The 20,105-nt window shown below is 61.1% G+C and carries 18 protein-coding genes and 2 pseudogenes; 10 read left to right on the forward strand and 10 right to left on the reverse strand.

Translation table 11 applies throughout. From position 1 onward, the window contains the following. The 4 genes from ABD059_RS06085 to ABD059_RS06100 form a co-directional block, all read right to left on the reverse strand. The coding region (locus ABD059_RS06085) for an OsmC family peroxiredoxin (protein WP_343878469.1) at nt 1-369 on the reverse strand (369 nt) is incomplete at its 3' end. Between the two features lie 47 nt (nt 370-416). Then, complete coding sequence (gene sucB / locus ABD059_RS06090; protein WP_343878470.1) at nt 417-2,225, reverse strand: 2-oxoglutarate dehydrogenase, E2 component, dihydrolipoamide succinyltransferase; 1,809 nt, start codon at nt 2,223-2,225, stop codon at nt 417-419. 123 nt (nt 2,226-2,348) lie between these two features. After that, nucleotides 2,349-3,731, reverse strand: a complete 1,383-nt coding sequence (gene lpdA / locus ABD059_RS06095) for a dihydrolipoyl dehydrogenase (protein WP_343878471.1) — start codon at nt 3,729-3,731, stop codon at nt 2,349-2,351. A gap of 189 nt (nt 3,732-3,920) precedes the next feature. Further along, nucleotides 3,921-5,459: a leucyl aminopeptidase gene (locus tag ABD059_RS06100; protein ID WP_343878472.1), complete on the reverse strand. Its 1,539-nt coding sequence runs from the start codon at nt 5,457-5,459 to the stop codon at nt 3,921-3,923. Nucleotides 5,460-5,633: 174 nt separating this feature from the next. Between ABD059_RS06100 and ABD059_RS06105 the strand changes: the two genes are divergently transcribed. The 3 genes from ABD059_RS06105 to ABD059_RS06115 all read left to right on the forward strand — a co-directional run bounded on the left by ABD059_RS06105 (nt 5,634) and on the right by ABD059_RS06115 (nt 9,533). Further along, a complete protein-coding gene (locus ABD059_RS06105) occupies nt 5,634-6,641 on the forward strand; it encodes a proteasome assembly chaperone family protein (protein WP_343878473.1) in 1,008 nt (335 codons plus the stop codon). A gap of 108 nt (nt 6,642-6,749) precedes the next feature. Next, nucleotides 6,750-7,997, forward strand: coding sequence for a DUF4192 domain-containing protein (locus ABD059_RS06110; protein WP_343878474.1), 1,248 nt, complete (start codon nt 6,750-6,752; stop codon nt 7,995-7,997). A gap of 285 nt (nt 7,998-8,282) precedes the next feature. Then, nucleotides 8,283-9,533 (forward strand): RNA polymerase sigma factor, encoded by a 1,251-nt coding sequence (locus ABD059_RS06115; protein ID WP_343878476.1) that lies wholly within the window; start codon nt 8,283-8,285, stop codon nt 9,531-9,533. A 123-nt stretch (nt 9,534-9,656) separates the two neighbouring features. Here the strand turns inward: ABD059_RS06115 and ABD059_RS06120 are convergent, their stop codons facing one another. Further along, entirely contained in the window at nt 9,657-9,881 is a 225-nt protein-coding gene (locus ABD059_RS06120) for a DUF7455 domain-containing protein (protein WP_019483236.1), read from the reverse strand. A 258-nt stretch (nt 9,882-10,139) separates the two neighbouring features. Between ABD059_RS06120 and ABD059_RS06125 the strand changes: the two genes are divergently transcribed. The 7 genes and pseudogenes from ABD059_RS06125 to ABD059_RS17735 form a co-directional block, all read left to right on the forward strand. After that, nucleotides 10,140-12,248, forward strand: a complete 2,109-nt coding sequence (locus ABD059_RS06125; protein ID WP_343878477.1) for a DNA gyrase/topoisomerase IV subunit B — start codon at nt 10,140-10,142, stop codon at nt 12,246-12,248. Nucleotides 12,249-12,797: 549 nt separating this feature from the next. Beyond that, entirely contained in the window at nt 12,798-13,367 is a 570-nt protein-coding gene (locus tag ABD059_RS06130) for a TetR/AcrR family transcriptional regulator (RefSeq protein ID WP_343878478.1), read from the forward strand. Nucleotides 13,368-13,401: 34 nt separating this feature from the next. Continuing rightward, nucleotides 13,402-14,613, forward strand: a complete 1,212-nt coding sequence (locus ABD059_RS06135; protein WP_343878479.1) for an SGNH/GDSL hydrolase family protein — start codon at nt 13,402-13,404, stop codon at nt 14,611-14,613. An 11-nt stretch (nt 14,614-14,624) separates the two neighbouring features. Next, nucleotides 14,625-14,894 (forward strand): annotated as a pseudogene (locus tag ABD059_RS06140) (AAA family ATPase); the annotation flags it as partial. A 293-nt stretch (nt 14,895-15,187) separates the two neighbouring features. Beyond that, a complete protein-coding gene (locus ABD059_RS06145) occupies nt 15,188-16,195 on the forward strand; it encodes a hypothetical protein (protein WP_343878481.1) in 1,008 nt (335 codons plus the stop codon). After that, the gene (locus tag ABD059_RS06150; protein WP_343878482.1) at nt 16,195-16,560 is read left to right on the forward strand and encodes a GntR family transcriptional regulator; all 366 of its coding nucleotides are present in this window, start codon (nt 16,195-16,197) and stop codon (nt 16,558-16,560) included. Before ABD059_RS06145 ends, ABD059_RS06150 begins: the two co-directional genes overlap by 1 nt. A 133-nt stretch (nt 16,561-16,693) precedes the next feature. Then, a pseudogene (locus ABD059_RS17735) lies at nt 16,694-16,978 on the forward strand (helix-turn-helix domain-containing protein); the annotation flags it as partial. A gap of 69 nt (nt 16,979-17,047) precedes the next feature. Here ABD059_RS17735 and ABD059_RS06160 read toward each other — a convergent pair. The 5 genes from ABD059_RS06160 to ABD059_RS06180 form a co-directional block, all read right to left on the reverse strand. Beyond that, entirely contained in the window at nt 17,048-17,401 is a 354-nt protein-coding gene (locus tag ABD059_RS06160) for a hypothetical protein (RefSeq protein WP_343878483.1), read from the reverse strand. A 231-nt stretch (nt 17,402-17,632) separates the two neighbouring features. Next, entirely contained in the window at nt 17,633-18,364 is a 732-nt protein-coding gene (locus tag ABD059_RS06165) for a hypothetical protein (RefSeq protein ID WP_343878484.1), read from the reverse strand. Further along, the gene (locus ABD059_RS06170; protein WP_343878485.1) at nt 18,357-18,710 is read right to left on the reverse strand and encodes a PadR family transcriptional regulator; all 354 of its coding nucleotides are present in this window, start codon (nt 18,708-18,710) and stop codon (nt 18,357-18,359) included. Before ABD059_RS06170 ends, ABD059_RS06165 begins: the two co-directional genes overlap by 8 nt. A 241-nt stretch (nt 18,711-18,951) precedes the next feature. Next, nucleotides 18,952-19,242 carry a hypothetical protein gene (locus ABD059_RS06175; RefSeq protein WP_343878486.1) on the reverse strand — a complete coding sequence of 97 codons (291 nt, stop codon included), beginning with the start codon at nt 19,240-19,242 and terminating at the stop codon, nt 18,952-18,954. Between the two features lie 49 nt (nt 19,243-19,291). Beyond that, nucleotides 19,292-19,957, reverse strand: a complete 666-nt coding sequence (locus ABD059_RS06180) for a phospholipase A2 family protein (RefSeq protein WP_343878487.1) — start codon at nt 19,955-19,957, stop codon at nt 19,292-19,294. Nucleotides 19,958-20,105: the final 148 nt, after the last annotated feature.

A 20,105-nucleotide genomic window follows, 5' to 3' on the forward strand; every position in this document is an offset into this window, starting at 1 on the left:
GCACCCGGTCTTGGCCGACTCGGCGAGCCGCTGGAAATCGGCCTCTTCGATATCCGGGATCGCAGCGTTCAAGATCAACCGGATGGCGGTGATACCTTCGCCGGGCACAAAGTCGACCTCGGCTTTGGTCTCAATCCGGTCGGCTGTCTTGCCTTCCTCGCTGAGCGCCAGGCTGAACGCCATGGAGAAGCAGGAGGAGTGGGCTGCAGCAATCAGCTCTTCTGGGCTGGTCTTGCCGCCGGCTTCCTCCGAACGGGCTTTCCAGGTGACGTCGTAGGTGCCAAGTCCCGAACTGTCGAGGCTGACCTGGCCGCTTCCGGCCTGCAGGTTGCCGCTCCAGACGGTGTGGGCGTTACGTACTGTAGCCATATCTGTTCTCCTTCGTGGTTGATTACTGACCTCGGGGATGGTGCGTGTTACAGGCCGAGATCCGATTCGAACGCGCCGGCTTCAAGGCGTGCCTTCAATGACTGCAGGAAGCGGCCAGCGTCGGCGCCATCGACCAGGCGGTGGTCGTAGGTCAAGCTCAGGTACATCATGGACCGGATGGCGATGGTGTCTTCGCCGTCGGCGGTCACCACTACGGGACGCTTGACGATCGCACCGGTGCCCAGGATGCCCACCTGGGGCTGGTTGATGATCGGGGTGTCGAACAGAGCGCCGACCGACCCGATGTTCGTGATCGTGAAGGTACCGCCCGACAGCTCATCCGGACCGATCTTCCCGCTCTTGGTCCGGGAGCCGACGTCGGCGATCTTCTTCGCCAGTCCCGCCAGGTTCAGGTTCCCGGCATCGTTGATGACCGGGACCAGCAGACCCTTATCGGTGTCTACCGCTATGGCCAGGTGCTCGGCGTCGTGGTAGGTGACCTCTTTGGCTTCCTCATCGAACGAGGCATTCAGCTTCGGGTGCTGTTTGAGTGCCTCGGTGACGGCCTTGGAGATGAACGGGAGGAAGGTGAGCTTCGCGCCGTTCTGGGCCTGGAAGTTGTCTTTCGCCGAGGTGCGGAGCCGTGCCACCTTGCTCATGTCCACTTCGATGACCTGGGTCAGCTGAGCGGATACCTCAAGCGATTCACGCATCCGCCGGGCAATGGTCTGGCGGATGCGGGGAGCCTTCTCGACGGTGCCTCGGAGCTTCGAGGCCTCAGCCGACGGCGCTGCCGGTGCTGGAGCTGCTGCAGCAGGAGCTGCAGCCGGCTCGGGTGCTTTTTTGGCTGCCTCAGCGGCTTCCAGTACGTCCTGTTTGCGGATGCGACCGCCCACGCCAGTGCCCTTCACTGACTGCAGGTCGACGTTCTGCTGGTTCGCGAGCTTACGCACCAGGGGAGTCACGTAGGCTGCGTCGGAACCGCCCGACTTGTCCTCGGAGGATTTGTCAGCGGCTGGCTTCTTCTCGGCGGGCTTCTCTTCGGCCGCCTTGGGTGCAGCCGGCTTGGCCTCTTCCTTCGGCGCGGGAGCCTCTTCCTTCGGGGCTTCCTCCGTCTTGGCAGGCTCGGCTACTGGCTTTTCGCGCTCGTCCGACGACGCGGCAGCGACCGGCTCAGCGCCAGCTTCCGCCTTGGCCGGGGCTGATCCGCCGGAGCCGATGACGGCGAGAACTGCGCCAACCTCGACGGTCTCGTCCTCACCAACCCGGATTTCCTGCAGCTTCCCTGCAACTGGCGATGGAATTTCGGTGTCGACCTTGTCGGTGGAGACCTCAAGCAGGGGCTCGTCCACCTCGACGTCGTCGCCAACTTCCTTGAGCCACCGGGTCACGGTTCCTTCAGTGACGCTTTCGCCGAGGGCGGGAAGGGTCACCTCGGTGCTCTCGCCGCCTGACGAGTCGTCAGCGGAGTCAGCGGAGGACTCAGCAGCGGCGGGCTCGTCGGCTTTCTCCTCGGGCTCGGGCTCGGCGGCTGGTTCTTCAGCTGCGGGCTCTTCGGTCTCTGCGGCGGGTTCCTCGGCCGCGTCCCCCGACGCAGCGGAGTCGTCCGAGCCGCCCGACCCGTCGCCGATACGCACCAGCGGCGCTCCGACTTCGGCGGTCTCGTCCTCGGCTACAAGGATTTCCTCGATGACCCCAGCAATAGGCGACGGGATCTCGGTGTCGACCTTGTCGGTGGACACCTCGAGCAGGGGTTCGTCAACCTCCACGCGGTCGCCGACCGCCTTGAGCCAGCGTGTAACGGTGCCTTCGGTAACGCTTTCGCCGAGGGCGGGTAAGTTGACGGATTCAGACATAGTGTCCCCGTTTCTCCTGAATAGTTTCTGCTCTGCGGTGCTAGCCCCATTAGGGGCCGGCACCGCAGAGCCAAGGTTGCGAGTAATGCTGGTGGAACGCTTAGTTGCGAGCTTAGTGCACGGTTATCCGTGCAGCGCCTTACCTGCAAGGGCGAGGTGCGCCTCGCCCAGCGCTTCGTTTTGGGTGGGGTGGGCGTGGATCAGCTGCGCCACATCCTCTGGGTAGGCTTCCCAGTTCACGATGAGCTGTGCTTCACCGATCTGTTCGCCCATCCGGGTGCCGATCATGTGCACCCCGATGACTGGCCCGTCCTTCTCGCTGACGAGTTTCACCAGGCCAGCCGACCCCAGGATGGAAGTCTTGCCGTTTCCAGCAAGGTTGTATTCCTGGGTGAGGACCTTGTCCTCGCCCAGCTTTTCTTTGGCGGCCTTCTCGGTGAGGCCCACCGACGCGATTTCGGGTTCGCTGTAGGTGACCTTGGGGATATTGATGTCTTCGACGATGACCGGTTTCAGGCCGGCGATTTCCTCGGCGACGAAGATGCCCTGCTGGAAGCCGCGGTGCGCGAGCTGGAGGCCAGGAACAATGTCCCCGACCGCGTAGATGTTCCCGACGCCGGTGTGCAGACGCTCATCGGTGATCACGAAACCGCGATCGATGGTGACGCCCGCTTCTTCGTAGCCGAGTCCTTCAGTGACCGGACCACGGCCGACGGCGACCAGCATCAGGTCTGCCTCGAAGGTCTTCCCGTCGGCCAGCGTGACGACGACGCCGTCGTCGTTCTGCTCGACCTTTTCGAAGAAGGTTCCGGTGTTGAAGTTGATGCCACGCTTCTTGTAGGCCCGTTCGAAGGCCTTGATGATGGTGGCATCCTCATTGGCCACCAGCGACGGGAGGCCCTCAATGATGGTGACGTCGACGCCGAAGGACTTCCATACGGAGGCGAACTCACAACCGATGACGCCGCCGCCGAGCACGATGGCCTTTTTGGGGAGCGTGTCCATGGTCAGGGCGTGATCAGAGTTAATGACCTTCCCGCCAATTTCGAGGCCGGGGAGGGTGCGGGAGTAAGAACCGGTAGCCAGGATGATGTTCTTGCCGGTGTAGGAAGTGCCATCGACATCGACCGTGGTGGTGGAGGTGAGCTTGCCTGCGCCCTCGATGACCGTGATGCCCTTGGACTTGATCAAACCTTGCAGGCCCTTGTACTTCCCGGCAATGATGCCGTCCTTGTACGCATTCACCGCAGGCATGTCGATCGACTCGAAGGTCGCCTTGATACCGTATTTCTCGGAGGAGCGAGCCGTGTCGGCGACCTCGGCCGAGTGCAGCAGGGCCTTGGTAGGGATACACCCGTTGTGTAGGCAGGTTCCACCGAGCTTGCCCTTCTCGATGAGTCCCACGGTGAATCCCAGCTGGACGGCTCGGAGTGCGGCGGCATAGCCACCGCTGCCTCCGCCCAGTATGAGGATGTCGAATTCTTGCGCAGCTGCCGTATCGGCCACTTGGACGCTCCCTCGCGTAATCTGTGACGGGCTGATGCGCCCGTCGGTTGATGATTTTGGCGGAATACTTGGTGTGATCAGGACTTACCCTATCCCCAGATCCGGCCAGCATCTACTTGATGAAGGGCGATCTCCGCCCTGATGTGGGCAGTCTCACCCCTGTTGCGGGGGTGAAACTGCCCAGCAGGCTTACTTTGCGGTAGTGGCCATGTCTTCGGCGTATGCCAAGAGGGTGCGGACACCGACTCCGGTGGCTTCCTTGGGTGTGTAGCCGTGTGCGGCGCCTTCGTTGAACGCAGGTCCGGCAATATCCAGATGGGCCCAGGGGATCTTCCGACCGTTGACTTCGCCGACAAACTCGCGCAGGAAGACGGCCGCAGTCATCATGCCGCCGAATTTCTCGCCAATGTTGGCAATGTCAGCCACCTGAGAGTCGAGACTTGGGCGAAGCTCCTCAGGCAGGGGCATCGGCCAGAACAACTCGCCGGACCGGTCCGCCGCACCCTTGACTGCATCAACCACGGTGTCGTCACCCATGACACCCGAGACGCGGCGCCCCAAAGCGATCATTTGGGCACCGGTGAGCGTGGCAATATCAATCAGTGCGTCCGGCGCCTCTTCGCTGGCAGCGGCAAGTGCGTCGGCCATCACCAGTCGGCCTTCCGCGTCGGTGTTGAGGACCTCGACGGTGCGGCCGCCGTAGGTGGTCATGACATCTGAGGGGCGCTGCGCGTCTCCCGATGGCATGTTCTCGGCCAGGCACAACCAACCGGTCACCTTGATGGGCAGGCCCAACTCAGCAATGGCGAGGACGGTGCTCAGCACGACGGCGGCTCCAGCCATGTCGAGCTTCATGGTCTGCATGCCAGCGGCAGGCTTCAGGGATAGTCCGCCCGAATCGAAGGTGATGCCCTTGCCGACCAGTGCAAGGCTTTGCTTGGCCGAGCTGGGGGAGTACTCAACCTTGACCAACCGGGGCTGGCGGGACGAGCCCTTCCCGACGCCGAGAATTCCCCCATAGCCTTCTTTTTCCAGGCGTTTCTCGTCCAGCACTGTGACCTTGATCGGCAGACCCTTGGTCAGGTCCTTCGCGGCCTGCGCGAAGGTTTCCGGGTACAGGTGGCTGGGTGGCTGGTTGACCAGGGACCGGGTGATGTTGACACCACGGCCCAGAATGGCGGCGCGGTTGAGGGCCGCCTTCAAGGACTTGTCCTGCGCGGCGGGTGTCACGATGGTGACGCTGCTGACCGGTTCCTTGGCAGGCGATCCGTTCTTTGCTGCCTGGGCGGAGCGGTGCTCGGTATAGGAGTACGCACCCATTGCTGCGCCCTCGGCCACCGCGGCGGCGTCGGCGACAGTTGGTGCGGGCAGTGCGATGGTCACCGAGTCAAGCCCGATGAGCTGACGAATTGCAGAGCCCGCGGCACGGCGCAGCGTCTCGGGGGTGACCGCTCCGTCGGCAGGGAGACGGCCGACGCCGGTCAGCACCAGAATCTCGGCAGCGCTGCCCTCCAGGCCGGGAAGCCGGCGAACCTCGTCAGCGCCGCCGGTGATGCCGAGCATTGGGAGGGAATCGGCCAGGGCGGCCGCGTCCTTCACCGAGAGCGGGGAGTCGAGCAGGACTGTTTTTCCGTCCTGTTGACCGACGCCGATTACCAGGGCGTCACCGGCGGTCTTCTTGGAGTCCTTGGTGACAGCTGTCAGCTTGAGTTCGCTGGCTATATTCACTGGGTGTGTTCCTCACTTCCATGTGCTGGACAGATAGGTAGGTGAGCGCGTCATGCCGCGCTATTCCTCCATCGATCGTAGTCTGTAAAGGAACCTGGTGTCGGGCGGAATGAATGGACCTCCCCTCGACGTTGTAACGGGTATTGAAAGCCGAGAACCTTGCTAGGAGGGGAAATGCTTAATCCAGAGACTCTGTTTAACTCAAACGCTGACCTGATCGACGGGCAGCAGCTGCGAGGACTTCCTCTTCTTGCTGGATTCACCGGATTCGTCGACGCGGGGCATGTGGTGTCCCAGGTCATCGAAGAAATGCTCACCACGCTGGATCACGAGCTGGTGGCGGTCTTCGACGCCGACCAGTTGATCGACTATCGCAGCAGGCGGCCTCGAATCACCTTCGCCGAGGATCATCTCGCGGATTATCACCCTCCGCGCCTCGAACTCCATCGGGTCTATGACGGGATGGGTGTTCCGTTCCTGTTGCTTGCCGGATTTGAACCGGATCTGCAGTGGGAGCGCTTTATCAGTGCGGTCACCGGTCTCGTGGACCGGTTCGAGGTGCCCTTGGTGTCCTGGATCAATTCGATCCCCATGCCGGTACCGCACACCCGTCCCCTCGGAGTGACAGTGCATGGCAACCGTCTGGACCTCATCGAGGGCATGAACACATGGCGTCCCACCGCAGAACTTCAGGCGTCAGTGGGGCATCTGCTGGAGTTGCGTCTGATCGAATCGGGGCATGACGTCGTGGGCTACGTCGTTCACGTCCCCCACTACCTTGCCGAGGCCGAGTATCCTCCGGCAGCTGTTACGGCCCTGGAGTATCTGGGTGCTTCGGCGTCGCTGGTGCTTCCCACCGACCGGTTGCGTGAGGCGGGCCGAGACGTTGAACGGCAGATCGCCCGTCAGGTTGATGGGTCTGCTGAGGTCAGTGGCGTGGTCAGCACCTTGGAGAAGCGCTTCGACGAGCGCGCCGGTAGCGCCGAGCGCCGGTCTTTGCTGGTGAAGGACAACAGTGAGCTGGCTGACGCCGACGAGATTGGTGCAGCGGTCGAGGCATACCTGGCGAGTCCACAGGCCGCTGACGAGTCGGAGCAGCTACTCGAAGAGGATCGCAAAGCAGGCGACCTTGCTGACCCCGCCGACTCTGGTACCGAGGGCGACGACAGCCCATCGCGGTGAGCCCGCACCGGCGCTGACTCGTCCTCGACAGCGCCGGAGCAGCTGCAGTTATGCACATGATGGTCGGACGGCACCCGTAGCGGGGACGCACTGAGCCATGCTCTTGCCATGACTTCAACACCCCCACCACAGGACCTGCCCTTCAAGGTCACGTCTGCTGCTGACATCCTCAGCTACATCCTGCACACCTTGGGCTTTCAACCGGCAGAGAGCCTTGTGCTCCTGACCATGTGTGGGAAGCGGGTCGGGGCAACGCTGCGGGTGGACCTTCCGGACAACGATCTGGATCCGGACGGTTATGCCGCAGGTGTCTGTTCAATTCTCACCTCGGACACCACCGCTGACGGTGCACTATTGGCTCTGTACACCAGTGAACCCTTGACCCGGGGCGGGATGCCACCCCGCCGGAACCTGGTGCGAAGCCTCGGCCGGTCCCTCGGTGGAGCGGGCCTGCAACTACGCGACGGCTGGCTGGTCACCGACACCATGTGGCGGGACTATTTCTGCACTGACCCGGGTTGCTGTCCACCGTCGGGTCATCCGATCGAGAGCGTCCTGACGAGCCCTTTGAACGCCGAGTTGACCTTCCGCGGCAGTAGTTTCGCCGACACTTTGGACGCCGCAGTTGAAACGGACCTTCCCGCGGCGTGGACTGACCCAGCGGAGTTGGCAAGGCTCTGTCGGAGCGAGCAGGTGCAACTTGGGCATCGCTGGACCTCCCCAAGCCAATTCATCGCCACCCTTCGGCTCTGGGATTGCCTGCTGGCCCGCACGGCTTCCAAGGTGCCGATCACCGATGTCGGGGTAGCCGCCCATCTGCTCGCCTCGCTGATTTCGAGGCCCATCCGTGACGCGGTTCTGGTGCTTGCGGCGTTGGGCTGGGAGATTTCAGTGAACGGTTCGGAAGGCAATAGCCTGCGCCGTGCGGGCACGGGAGCCGCGCACCTGCCAGCATCGGCGCGGACAATGCTGGGCTTCGGTCCGGATGAGCGACTGCCCGTTGAGCCGATGAAGCCTGCCGCGGCTCACACGCGAGACTTCTGCGACGTTCTGATCGGGCAATACCGGGGACAGCTGCAATGGGAGCAAGTTGATGCTGCCCACACCTTATTGAGCAGGCTGTCGGCTGTTGCGGTGGGGGAACCACGCGCTGCCCTGCTCACCATGCTGGGCTGGATTGAGTGGGCCAGGGGCCGGGGGTCCCGCGCGCATGTCTATCTGGGGGAGGCCCTGGCGGAAATCCCAGGGTATTCGCTTGCTGAACTTCTTGAGGAGGTGGTGGGTCGCGGCATGCTTGCCGAGTGGTCACGCGATAAGGATCTGGCGTGGCGCAATGGTGCGCCCCACGCTGCGTAACCGGTTGCACAGAAGCCGATTTGGGCGGGTGGCTGATTTATCGAAGCCCATGAATCGTGCGACAATAGGAACCGAGACCCGGTCGGGTTCGTGTATCAAGTAGTGTTCTACCCTGTCAGATCGGCCATTCTTTGCGGGATGGTCGGGAATAGGGTAGAAGGCGGGATGGTTCCACTTCATTGAGGAACGCCCCATCGAGCCGCTTGAATTCATTCACGGACTTGACAGGGTCATAGTGGTGTTGCCCCCTTGGTAACATCACAGACGCCGTATGAAAGGTTCTCTGTGTCGGCCAAGAAGACAACTGCACCGGATGTAACAGAACCCGGAGCAACGACCACCAAACGCCGGGCCGCCCCCAAGAAGGCGGCACCGAAGACCGCTGCTGCCAAGCCGCTATCGGCGCGGGCAGCCAAGGCCGCTGCCGCCCAGAACGCCGCGGCCGTCGAGGTCGAAGACGATAGCCCCGAGCTTGACGCCGCTGGTAACCCGGTGGAGCCTGCTGCATCCACCGAACGGGCCGCAGCCGAAGCTGAGACCAAGGCCGGATCTGGCTTCGTCTATTCAGATGCCGACGACGACGACGCCCCCGCCCAGCAGGTCATCTCAGCGGGTGCCACCGCCGACCCCGTCAAGGACTATCTGAAGCAGATCGGCAAGGTAGCGCTCCTGAATGCGGAGCAGGAAGTTGATCTTGCCCTGCGCATCGAGGCTGGCCTCTTCGCCGAGGAGAAACTGGCGGCGGACAAGGATGCAGCCAAACCACTCGATCCGAAACTGCGCCGCGAGCTCGAATGGGTCATCCACGACGGCAAGCGAGCGAAAAACCACCTGCTGGAAGCCAACCTTCGTCTGGTTGTCTCACTGGCCAAGCGTTACACCGGCCGTGGCATGCTGTTCCTTGACCTCATTCAGGAGGGCAACCTCGGTCTGATCCGTGCCGTTGAGAAATTCGACTACACCAAGGGCTTCAAGTTCTCCACCTACGCCACCTGGTGGATCCGTCAGGCGATCACCCGCGCCATGGCCGACCAGGCGCGGACCATTCGTATTCCGGTCCACATGGTCGAGGTCATCAACAAACTGGCCCGCGTGCAGCGCCAGATGCTCCAGGATCTCGGCCGCGAACCGACTCCCGAAGAGCTGGCCCTTGAACTGGATATGACCCCCGAGAAGGTTGTCGAGGTCCAGAAGTATGGCCGCGAACCCATTTCGCTGCACACGCCGCTGGGCGAAGACGGTGACTCTGAATTCGGTGACCTTATTGAGGACTCCGAGGCAGTGGTGCCGGCGGACGCCGTCAGCTTCACCCTGTTGCAGGAACAGTTGCACTCGGTTCTCGATACCCTGTCGGAGCGTGAAGCCGGCGTCGTAGCGATGCGCTTCGGCCTGACTGATGGCCAGCCGAAGACGTTAGACGAAATCGGGAAGGTCTACGGGGTGACGCGTGAGCGGATCCGCCAGATCGAGTCGAAGACCATGTCGAAGCTGCGCCACCCTTCGCGGTCCCAGGTACTGCGCGACTACCTGGACTAAACCCACTTAAACCCTCTGTGGGGTTGGGAAACCAGCCCCACAGCAAAAAAAGTACCCCCACACATCAGTGCGGGGGTACTTTTGGTTTAACGGGTCCGGGTTGCCGGCCCGTCGGTGGTGCTTTTAGTCTTCGCTTACCGGTCCTGGTGCTGCATTCAGACGGTTGGTCTCATCCTGCCACTCGGACGTCAGCGGACGCAGATTCGACTCAACGGAACGTGCGTGGTGGCCACAGAAAAGTAGCTCACCACCGGAGGACTGAAGAACTGCGCGCACATAGGCCTGGGCTCCGCAGCGGTCACAGCGGTCCAGCGCGGACATTTCGCGGGTTGCTACTGCTGTTGTCATGATTGCCTCCTTAGTGGTTCCTGTAGTTCATATAACCACTATTCGTTGCCGTTCTATTGCAGGCTGGGTGGTCTTTCGCTGAGCGCGTAGCATAGCTCGACGTCGTCACACCTTTGCCGCATGACCTGCGGCCCGCCTAAGCCGAACTACGCGGGTAGGGGAATATGCTGGAGTAATGCGTCAGGAGGCCCCCGGCGCGGCGCCCCGGATACCGGTGTCGCCACTCACCTTTACCCCTGCCAAGGAGTTTCACCCAACGTGGCGCCACCCAGCACTGAATACAACGCCCGGCACCTATCCGTCCTGGAGGGCCTTGAAGCCGTCCGCAAACGGCCCGGCATGTATATCGGGTCGACTGATTCCCGCGGGTTGATGCACTGCCTCTGGGAAATTATCGACAACTCGGTGGATGAGGCACTCGCCGGCCACGGTCAAAGCATCAAGGTGATACTCCACCCGGACGGATCGGTCGAGATTCACGATGACGGGCGTGGGATTCCGGTGGACGCAGAACCCAAGACCGGCCTCAGTGGCGTCGAGGTGGTCTTCACGAAGCTGCATGCCGGCGGTAAATTCGGTGGCGGTTCGTACACGGCCTCCGGTGGCCTCCACGGTGTCGGCGCCAGCGTGGTCAACGCGCTGTCAGCCCGACTGGATGTCCAGGTGGATCGCGGCAGCAAGACCTACCAGATGTCGTTTAGGCGAGGCGAACCGGGTCGCTTCCTGGATGCGAAGTCACCGTCGCCGACCGCAAAGTTCGAACCGTTTCTCGAAAGCTCCCGGCTTGAGGTGGTCGGCACCACCAAGCGCGGTGTGACGGGGACCCGGATCCGGTACTGGGCTGACCGGCAAATTTTCACCCCCGACGCGAAATTCTCCTACGAGGAACTGCAGGCGAGAGCCCGTCAAACCTCCTTCCTGGTCCCCGGGCTGAGGATCACCCTCCGGGACGAACGCCGGCTGGCCGGCACTGCAGCCGAGGCGGGAGCGCTGGAGGAGGTCTTCCAGCACGACGGTGGAATTTCGGAGTTCACCACCTTCCTTGCAGCGGACAGCGCGGTGACCGATGTGTGGCGCCTCCACGGCTCAGGCCGGTTCAAGGAGTCGGTGCCGGTGTTGGGCGAGAATGGGCATAGTGAGATCGCGGAGGTGGAACGCGATTGCGAGGTGGATATTGCGTTGCGCTGGGGAATCGGCTACGACACCACGGTGAAAAGCTTCGTGAACATCATTGCCACCCCCAAGGGGGGCACCCACCAGAGCGGTTTCGAACAGTCTCTCCTGAAGTCTTTCCGCAAAGTGATTGAGGCCAACTCCCGAAAGCTCAAGGCCGGCAACGACAAGATCGAAAAGGATGACGTCTTCGCCGGACTAACAGCTGTCCTGACCGTGCGGCTGGCCGAGCCCCAGTTCGAGGGCCAGACCAAGGAAATCCTTGGCACTTCCGCAGTGCGGGCCATCGTGGCGAAAGTTGTCGAGAAGGAGATTCTGGCCAAGCTGAACTCCACGGCCCGGGGCGATAAGGCTCAGAGCGCGCTCCTGCTGGAAAAAGTTGTTGCCGAGATGAAATCCCGGATCTCCGCGCGGGTGCATAAGGAGACCCAACGGCGAAAGAACGCCCTGGAAACCTCGTCAATGCCGTCGAAGCTGGCTGACTGCCGGATTGACGACGTCGAACGCTCCGAACTGTTCATCGTCGAGGGTGACAGTGCGCTGGGCACCGCTAAGCTTGCCCGCTCGTCCGACTATCAGGCGTTGCTACCCATCCGTGGCAAGATCCTGAACGTGCAGAAGGCATCGGTGGGGGACATGCTAGCCAACGCCGAGTGTGGGGCGCTGATTCAGGTGGTGGGTGCCGGGTCGGGCCGCAGCTTCCAGCTGGACGCGGCACGGTATGGGAAAGTGATCCTGATGACCGACGCCGACGTCGACGGCGCTCACATCCGCACCCTGCTTCTGACCTTGTTTTTCAGGTATATGCGGCCGCTTGTAGACGCCGGCAGGGTGTATGCGGCGGTTCCGCCGTTGCACCGGGTTGAGGTGATCAACCACGGTTCCAAAACGAATGACACCATCTACACCTACTCGGAACAGGAACTCTCTCGACTGCTGGCAGAGTTGGAAAAGCAGGGCAAGCGTTACAAGGAACCCATCCAGCGGTACAAGGGGCTTGGTGAGATGGACGCTGAGCAGTTGGCGGAAACCACCATGGACCCGAGGCACCGTACTCTTCGGCGGGTGCGGATCCAGGAAGCCGAGTCGGCGGAGCGGGTGTTTGATCTGTTGATGGGCAGCGACGTCGCCCCACGCAAGGACTTCATCGTGGCTGGCGCCGCCTCTCTGGACCGGGAGCGGATTGACGCTTGAGCTCAAGTGGGAGCGGGTCCAGCCAGGGCGCAGCTTTCCCGCAGTCAGAGGCCGTTCTGCTCTCTAGCTGAGCGAAAGCCGGCGCCAGGCGTATGCGTGGTGCCGGTCAGGGGTCACCGAGAGTGATGTCCTGTGGTGGATTAGCACCTTTTCCTCCTGAAGCTTCTTGCAGGCTTTCTCACAAATTCATCGGGGAATTGCGGTGATGGCACATGACCATTTGGGCGGTCTCTACACCAAGCCCTTGGGGAAGTCCTCAGGCGAAGCTGTCAGCCACGGCCGAGCACCCTGTAGTGGTTAGGCTCCTTTACCGGGCATTTTCTCGGTCGGGACTGCGCCGGCCGAGAAAATTGACTCACCGCAAATATGTTCGTCCACATCATTCTCAGATCCTGTTCCCCGCGGTCTCGGGGCCTTCAATGCCCCGACCGAACCGTTTTCGTCGTGTCGGCGGGTCCGTTGCGGGGACGACAATACGATGTTTGCCTATGGAGAGTAGTCAATTGCCTGCTACCATTAGGTTTTGACGTGGGAAGGAAGGAGCCGACTGTGGGACGAGCAGGCCTGACAGCTGACCGCCTGGCACAGGCAGGGGCTGAACTTGCCGACGAACTCGGCTTTGAGCAGGTGACGGTCGCCGAACTGGCGCGTCGATTCAAGGTGAAGCCGGCGAGTCTGTATTCGCACGTACAGAGCTCCGCGGATCTCAAGGCTCGCGTTGCGCTGGTCGTCCTCGCTGAGCTCGCGGATCGCGCATCGGAGGCTGTGGCCGGCCGGTCCCGCGAGGCCGCTCTTGCGGCCCTGGGGAACTCCTACCGGGATTATGCCCATGAGCATCCGGGGCGTTTCGCCGCGATGCAACTGCGGCTCGATTCCGAGACTGCTGCCCGGAGCGCTGGCCCGCGGCACACCCGCCTGATGCTAGCAATCCTCCGTGAATACGAGCTAAGCGATGCGGACCAGACCCACGCTGTCCGACTACTCGGCAGCACCTTCCAGGGCTACGTGAGCCTGGAGCTGAGCGGGAGTTTCAGCCACAGCGAACCCTCATCCAACGAGAGCTGGGACCACATCATCCACGGGCTCCACATCCTGTTGGAGAACTGGCAAGTGCGCTAACAAGGCGCATCGAAAGACCGATAATGACGGGAGCATGACAATCGAGAACTGGACCACCACAACCCCCATCCCGGCGGGCTTCTTCCGAGGCGCCCTTGAACTGGAACAGACCGGACTGGGGGTCCTACCCCACCGCCTCCCGGCGAGGGCACGCGTCCAGGCCAATGACCCGCAGTTGTTGATGGCGGAGTCTCAACCATCTGGCGTCCGGCTCGCCTTCCGGACGAGCGCCAGCGCTCTGGAGCTCGACACGGTGCGCTCGAGAACCACGTACTCCGGCTTCCCGACACGGCCGGACGGGGTGATCGAACTTGTCGTGAATGGCCAAGTCCTCGGCAGCTCCGTTACCAGTGGAGGGAACACTGTGACGATCGACATGGCCACAGGAGCCGCCAATCAGGTGGTCGGGCCCGCCTGCACGAGTCGATTCGCGGACCTCCCCCAGGGAACCAAGGACATCGAGCTCTGGCTGCCACACAACGAGACAACGGAACTCATTTCGCTTCGCACCAATGCTTCAGTGGAGCCCACGCCACCGTCCGGGCGGCCGAGGTGGCTTCATCACGGCAGTTCGATCAGCCATGGGTCCAATGCCATACGTCCGATGGCGATTTGGCCGGCGGTCGCCGGGCGTTTGGGTGGCGCCGATCTGACCAACCTGGGCTTCGGCGGAAGCGCGCTCCTCGACCAGTTCACGGCACGCGCCATACGCGACACACCCGCCGATCTGATAAGCCTGAAAATCGGCATCAACCTCGTCAACCTCGACCTGATGCGATTGCGCGCGTTCGGGCCGGCCGTCCACGGCTTCCTCGACACCATCCGCGATGGACACCCAAAGACACCACTTTTGGTCATATCACCCATTCACTGCCCGGTCCATGAGGAGACCCCGGGTCCCAGCGCATTCGATCTCGAGGCCCTCGCAGCCGGTGAGCTCCGGTTCCGAGCAACCGGAGACCCCTCCGAGCCTGCTGCCGGAAAGCTCACCCTCAGCGTGATCCGGGATGAGCTGAATCGGATCGTTCGCCAGCGGTCTCTGGACGACCCGAACCTCTACTACCTGGACGGTCGCGAACTCTACGGAGAGCAGGACTGGATTGAACTTCCGCTCCCTGACGCATTGCATCCGGACGCGGCAACGCATCACCTGATGGGGGAACGTTTCGCAAGCCTGGCATTTGCGGCGGGCACTCCGCTGTCGACGACCGCATATCGAGCCCACAGCCGCTACGCACAGCTCTAGAGCAGGGTCGCTTCGCCCGCGAATACCGCCCACTGGCCCAGGATGAACTGCATTTCGTTTTGGAGCGCCGATGGCACAAACTCGGTCAGACCCGGGACCCGGAAGATCTCACCGATGCCCAGGCCATCGCCGCCGTTGCCCGGATTATCCGAGGCAACTTCCTCCTCATCGATCGGCTCTTCACCCAAGGAGAACGGGTCATGAAAACCAATGAACTCAGCACCATCACCGACGACGTCATTGAAGCCGCACGCTCGACCCTCGTCATCGGAATCAGCTAAACCGCCAAACCGAGCTGCGAAAAAGCCGCCAATCTGAACCAACAGTCACATCAGGCAGAACTCAACAGACGGAGGGAGTCTTTGACTGAAAAGAGTTAGCGATGGGGGACCGGCTCACTCTCCACCGTCCAACGTGCCGTGCGGTAAGTTTCGAGGCGACCACTTCCTTGTGTCTCGATGTTGACACAAAACATTAGCGCGTGCTTGTATTGCGGTGAAGATACAAGTCGGGCTTTGCGGGTTGTGATTGGGGAATGATGGGCGCTATATGGATATTGCTAGCCATTGTGTTTGTGGCTTTGATCGTGACGGCGTTGGGGACGATCCTTCGAAAGTCGCCAAATAGTCGAACTAATCTACAGAGGCTCGTTGATCAGCTTTCGAGCGGTGAGAAGGACGCCGCGGTCGCTTATCTTCGTCGGGAGTGGCAGGTTTTGTTGGTCGCGCTGTTGGCTGGCATGGCTGCATCGGTTACCGTTTTTTTCCTAGGCGGTTCGCTGACTTCGCTGCATGGTTTGCCTTACGCTCTCGCCGGTGTCGTAGGTGCATTGGTGGCGCTATTGGTTGTCAACCTATGGCCACGTGTCCAGTGGTTGGAGGGCGAGAGGCAGACCAGGGTAGCGGATCTTGAGCCCCGAAACTCGATGAGTTTCGGTAGGCAGTGGGTGTTCGTTCTTCCACTGGTTTCCGCGGTGCTCTTGATCTTGGGGCTTGTTCTCGCGGGAAGCTATTCATCGACGGATGAGAACGGACTACATCGGATCTACGCCTACCGAGGCTTATCGGGGTGGGGTGTGGACGGTGGCCAAGTTGTCGATATCCAGTACAACATGAATGCTACTGGGCCATTCCCTGGTTGGTTCTACGGCGTTCCCCTCGTGGCGTGCACCGTGTTGTTCATAGTTGCTGTTTATTGGACGCTGCGTCGCATTGCTTTGGCACCGCGGCCAATGTCCCCTGAGCTGTTTACGCTGGATAATGCCTTAAGAAGCTTGCAGACGAGATTTGTGATGGCGTTCTCAAGCGCGGCCTTGGGCTTTCAGCTTGCGGGTTTAGGTTTCGTTACTGGGATTGCGCTGCTCAACGCTAACCGGGATCCTGTTCCGACCGCGGATCTTAGCGCTGTTCCGAGCACCGTTGCTGTCGAGCCCGGTCACACGCTGGCGATCGTCCTGATGGTCGTGTCCGTGGCTATTGCAGTGACAGGTCTAGTTCTTCTGTTCCGCGCTATAGCCGCGGTCTCAGATGCAGTGGCGGCCAGCCATGGCATCAGGCGACCTGTAGAGCGGGTTCCATTCTGATGATTAGCGTAGATCCGACTTCTTCCATCTCTCCTACGGAGCAAGTCCGCTCCCAGCTGGAAGCGCTCATTAGGACCGGCCAGCTGACTGAAGACAGCCGACTGCCGACGGTCCGGCAGCTGGCGGCCGACCTTCGCGTTGCGATCGGTACCGTGGCTAAGGCCTATAAGGAGCTCGAGCACGTCGGATTGATTCGGACCGGACGCGCTGCTGGCACCAGGGTCAACGCCGGCTTCATTACGACTCCTACGGTTCTTACGGCCGCACAAGCATTTGCTAGGACGGCGAGAGACGCGGGATTGAACTTAGACCAGGCACAAGGGATCCTCTCGACCGGCTGGGGCAGCTACTCCAAATCCTCCTGACAGCGAACGTCTTGACGCACTCTCACACCAGAATTCAGCCATCTGCATATTTTTGCGGGGCTCGGTGTCGCGGTGGTGGATGGTGAGTTCAGTCGGTCGTTGCAACATCCCCTATTGATGCGAGGTGTTGTGTATGTCATCGAAGAAGGAACGGATTGTTCAGGAGGCACGGTTCTGGGTATTGATGGCCCGGGGGTCTACGCTGACCGCGGTCTGTGATGCTGTAGGCGTGAATCGACGAACTGGGCAACGTTGGCGCCGGGCAACCGGCGGTCGTATCCCGCGCGCTAAGCCTGAGCCCTCGGGGCGGTACCTCTGTTTGGAGGAACGATTACGGATAGTTGACCTTCACTTGGCCGGGCACGGAGTGAGGGCGATCGCCCGAGCGATAGGCCGGTGTTCTTCGACGGTCAGCCGCCCTCGGCTGCACCATCGCCTAGACCATTCCCAACACTCGTCCTAAGGCACCGAAAGGTCAGCCGATCAGTCACGAACCGCCGATGTCCCCCGCGCATCCGCCACCGGACAACTGAGGGACATTGAATGCCCCAGTACCGTTCCGCGCTCCCGTATTACCCTGCCGAGTGGTGTAACTGGGAGTGTCGTAATTGATGGATTCGTAGGTCCGTTGAGAGCGAAGATCGCGTGAGCGGGCCAGCAGCCCGGTCACTATCAGGCACACGCCACACGTAAGGAGTGCAATTCCCAGGACAAAGGTAGCGATCGTGGCGCTCTCGGCCGTTCCGGTGAAGACCTCAAACATTGAAATCGGCAAGACGAACAACATTGTTCCCAGCGCGATTCCGCCGCCGACGAGCGGGCGGGCTCCTGTGGTGTGCATGGTTCCCCCCTTTGAGTAATCTATTCATTCAAACACCCGCTCGTATGCAAGGGAAGGGTGGGTGCGGTTAGGTTGCTGGTGGAGCACGTCTGCCTGCAAGCTCGAATGGTTGGCGCGCTGGCCAATGGTGCGCAGATGGATGCTCATACGCGACGCAAGAACGCGCCCAGGAGAACATAATGCAGAACCGATACAAACTCTTCAGTTGCTGGGTCGTTAACAATAGGTTGATTATCTTGGGGCGAAAAGGATGATCGTGGTTGCCCCGAGGAGCAGCCAGGCGATTGAAGTTCCTGCGGTGAGGTATTTCATTCTGGAGCGTCTGGGGGCTATCCCTGGTGCGCTGATCGGGTCATCGGTCTTTCGACCTTTCCTGATATCCAAGCCGATTCCGACGACCATGAAAGTGATGCCGCAGGCAAGGATGATTCCCGCGGTCACTGGCAGCGGGGGCGACTCTATAGTGAGCAGTAGGTAGGGCCCGGCAAAAAGGAGGGCTCCGGCCACTCCAACCAGGACTGCACCGATGAGCGGACGACGTACGATTATCCCCAACGATCGGGACAGGGCAAAAGCCAGCAAAAGGACGCCTCCAGCGAGACCCACGAGCATCGCTAAACCGCTCCACGTGAGCGGATGGACGATCCCAGTAACCAGCCCACCGACGCCTTGTAGAGCCAGGACTACTCCAACAATCTGCAACAAGACTGGACCCATGAGAGAGACCCACCGGGTAGGGGCTGTTGAGGTTTGGGCAGCAATAACGCGTGCGTACTCTGCCGGATCGCCGAACGCTTTTGCCGCATCCTCATCCGCATCACGACAGTGCGAGTTCACTTCACTGAGGGAATCACCGATCCGATGCCCTGGTATCTCAAGGAGCCGAGCCTCGAGAATGAATTCCCCCGCCCAGCGGGTATCAATATCTGGAGCAAACTGAGCTTCAATGCTGCTATCACTCATGGGGGTCCTCCGTTGTGTCCTGTAGGTGGGGTCGTGTGACGCTGACAAAGCGAGTCCAGCGCTCGGTTTGCTGGGCGAGACTCCTTCGACCACTCGGGGTGAGCTCGTAGTATTTACGCCCAGGGCCGCCTTCGCCAGCGCGCCATTCAACGAGCACCAGACCGGCGGCTTCGAGCCGCGCAAGAAGCGGGTAGAGGGTTCCGCCCTTTACTTTCCCAAAACCTGCAGCTTCGAGCTGTACCGAAATCGCATAACCGTATGTGGTGCCGCCGGCGAGGACTCTCATGACAGCCTGCGAGAGCACCGCTCTCAACCACTCTGTTGGCCATTCCGGATCATCAGTCACAACTAGATAGTAAGGCGATCTAGATGGTTATGCAATCTAGTGGATCCATTGCCTCAATAAACTGTTGCGGTAAGGGGTCGCTGAATAGGACGACAAGACCGCCAACTGAAACTGCAGTTAACCGCCATTTCTGGCTCCAGTGCGGACCTGTTTCCCAGGCCCCGGCGCTGGCTGCGTTCGTCTCAACAATGTGTCTAAAGGTCATCAACCTCATCAACAGCCGATATGGTCTTTGATGAGATTATGGGCCGCTGATGAGGGTGATGGTGACGACGAGGACCTGGATAAGGACGAAGCCCCAGAGGGCGGAGGCGGCAGCCCACCACGGGTGTTTGGTTCGCAGCGCGAAGCCAGCTCCGATCAGGCCGAGAAGGATGGGTATGGCGAAGACCCAGATTGGGCGACGGGTGCCGCTTCCAGTCCAGTCGGGGAGAAGGAAGACGACAGCGATCGCTAGGAGCATCAGCACCCATGTAGCAACGGGCCGAGTGGCTCGCGGTTCCTGGTGGTCCGCGTGATCTGCGTAGGTCATGACTTCAGCACCTCCTATCCTTCGTGCAGTCTATTGTGTCGTTGACGGCCTACTTCAAGGGGTTGCAGAGGCAGTAGGTGAAGTAGGTGCTCACTGCTGCAGCTACGGCTCGTTCCTGTGTCTTCATGCGGGACGCGTTCGCGCGTATGTCGCGGACGATGGCCCGGTCACAGGAACATGCGAAGTAGCCACGTGAGCCGTAGCACCGGTCGTGGGTGCGGCAAATCGAGTCAAGGACGTCCACCGCCGCGCCGCCACCGTGGCCGGGGCCGCACCAGTTACCCCAAATTGGCAAGCTCGCCCGGGTCGACATCTGACCTTCAGGAACGGGCTGCTGGGACGCGGCGAGCTGATTAATGACGGTTCCCATTTCCAGGATCGTCGGGTCAGCATTCGCCGCGTGTGCGGCGTCGGTGTCGAAGTAGGTGGAATCATCCGGGGCCGTGCGCATGAACTGGGTTGCTTCCTCGACCTGACGGTCGAAGGCCTGAGTGACGTTGCCTTTGCCCTTTCCTTGGCCTTTCCCGCTGCCGTTGCCGTGTCCTTGGCTCTGAAGAGTGCCGGCATTGTCCGCTGTCGCTGAGATGGACGTCATGAGAGGTGACGCAGCGATTGCGGGGGACCCTCCTGTGAGGACGAGGGCTGTGAGGCCAAGAACGGCCCAGTTGCGCAGGTTGGATCGACCGAGCTTTGGTGATGACAGACGTGAGACCATTTTTCTTCCCCCAAAGAAGTACTAGCTGCGCCAGTGTCTGATCGGCACCTTCGGCGATAGGCCTGATGGTTGGGTCCCCGTGTAGAAGTCCAGTGTTTGTGTGAGTTTCGTGTCCGAGAATGGACACAGGAGGAAATTCACGAATCAT

Origin of the sequence: Arthrobacter flavus, from assembly GCF_039526005.1 — a bacterium.
Classification (GTDB): Bacteria; Actinomycetota; Actinomycetes; order Actinomycetales; family Micrococcaceae; genus Arthrobacter_D; species Arthrobacter_D flavus.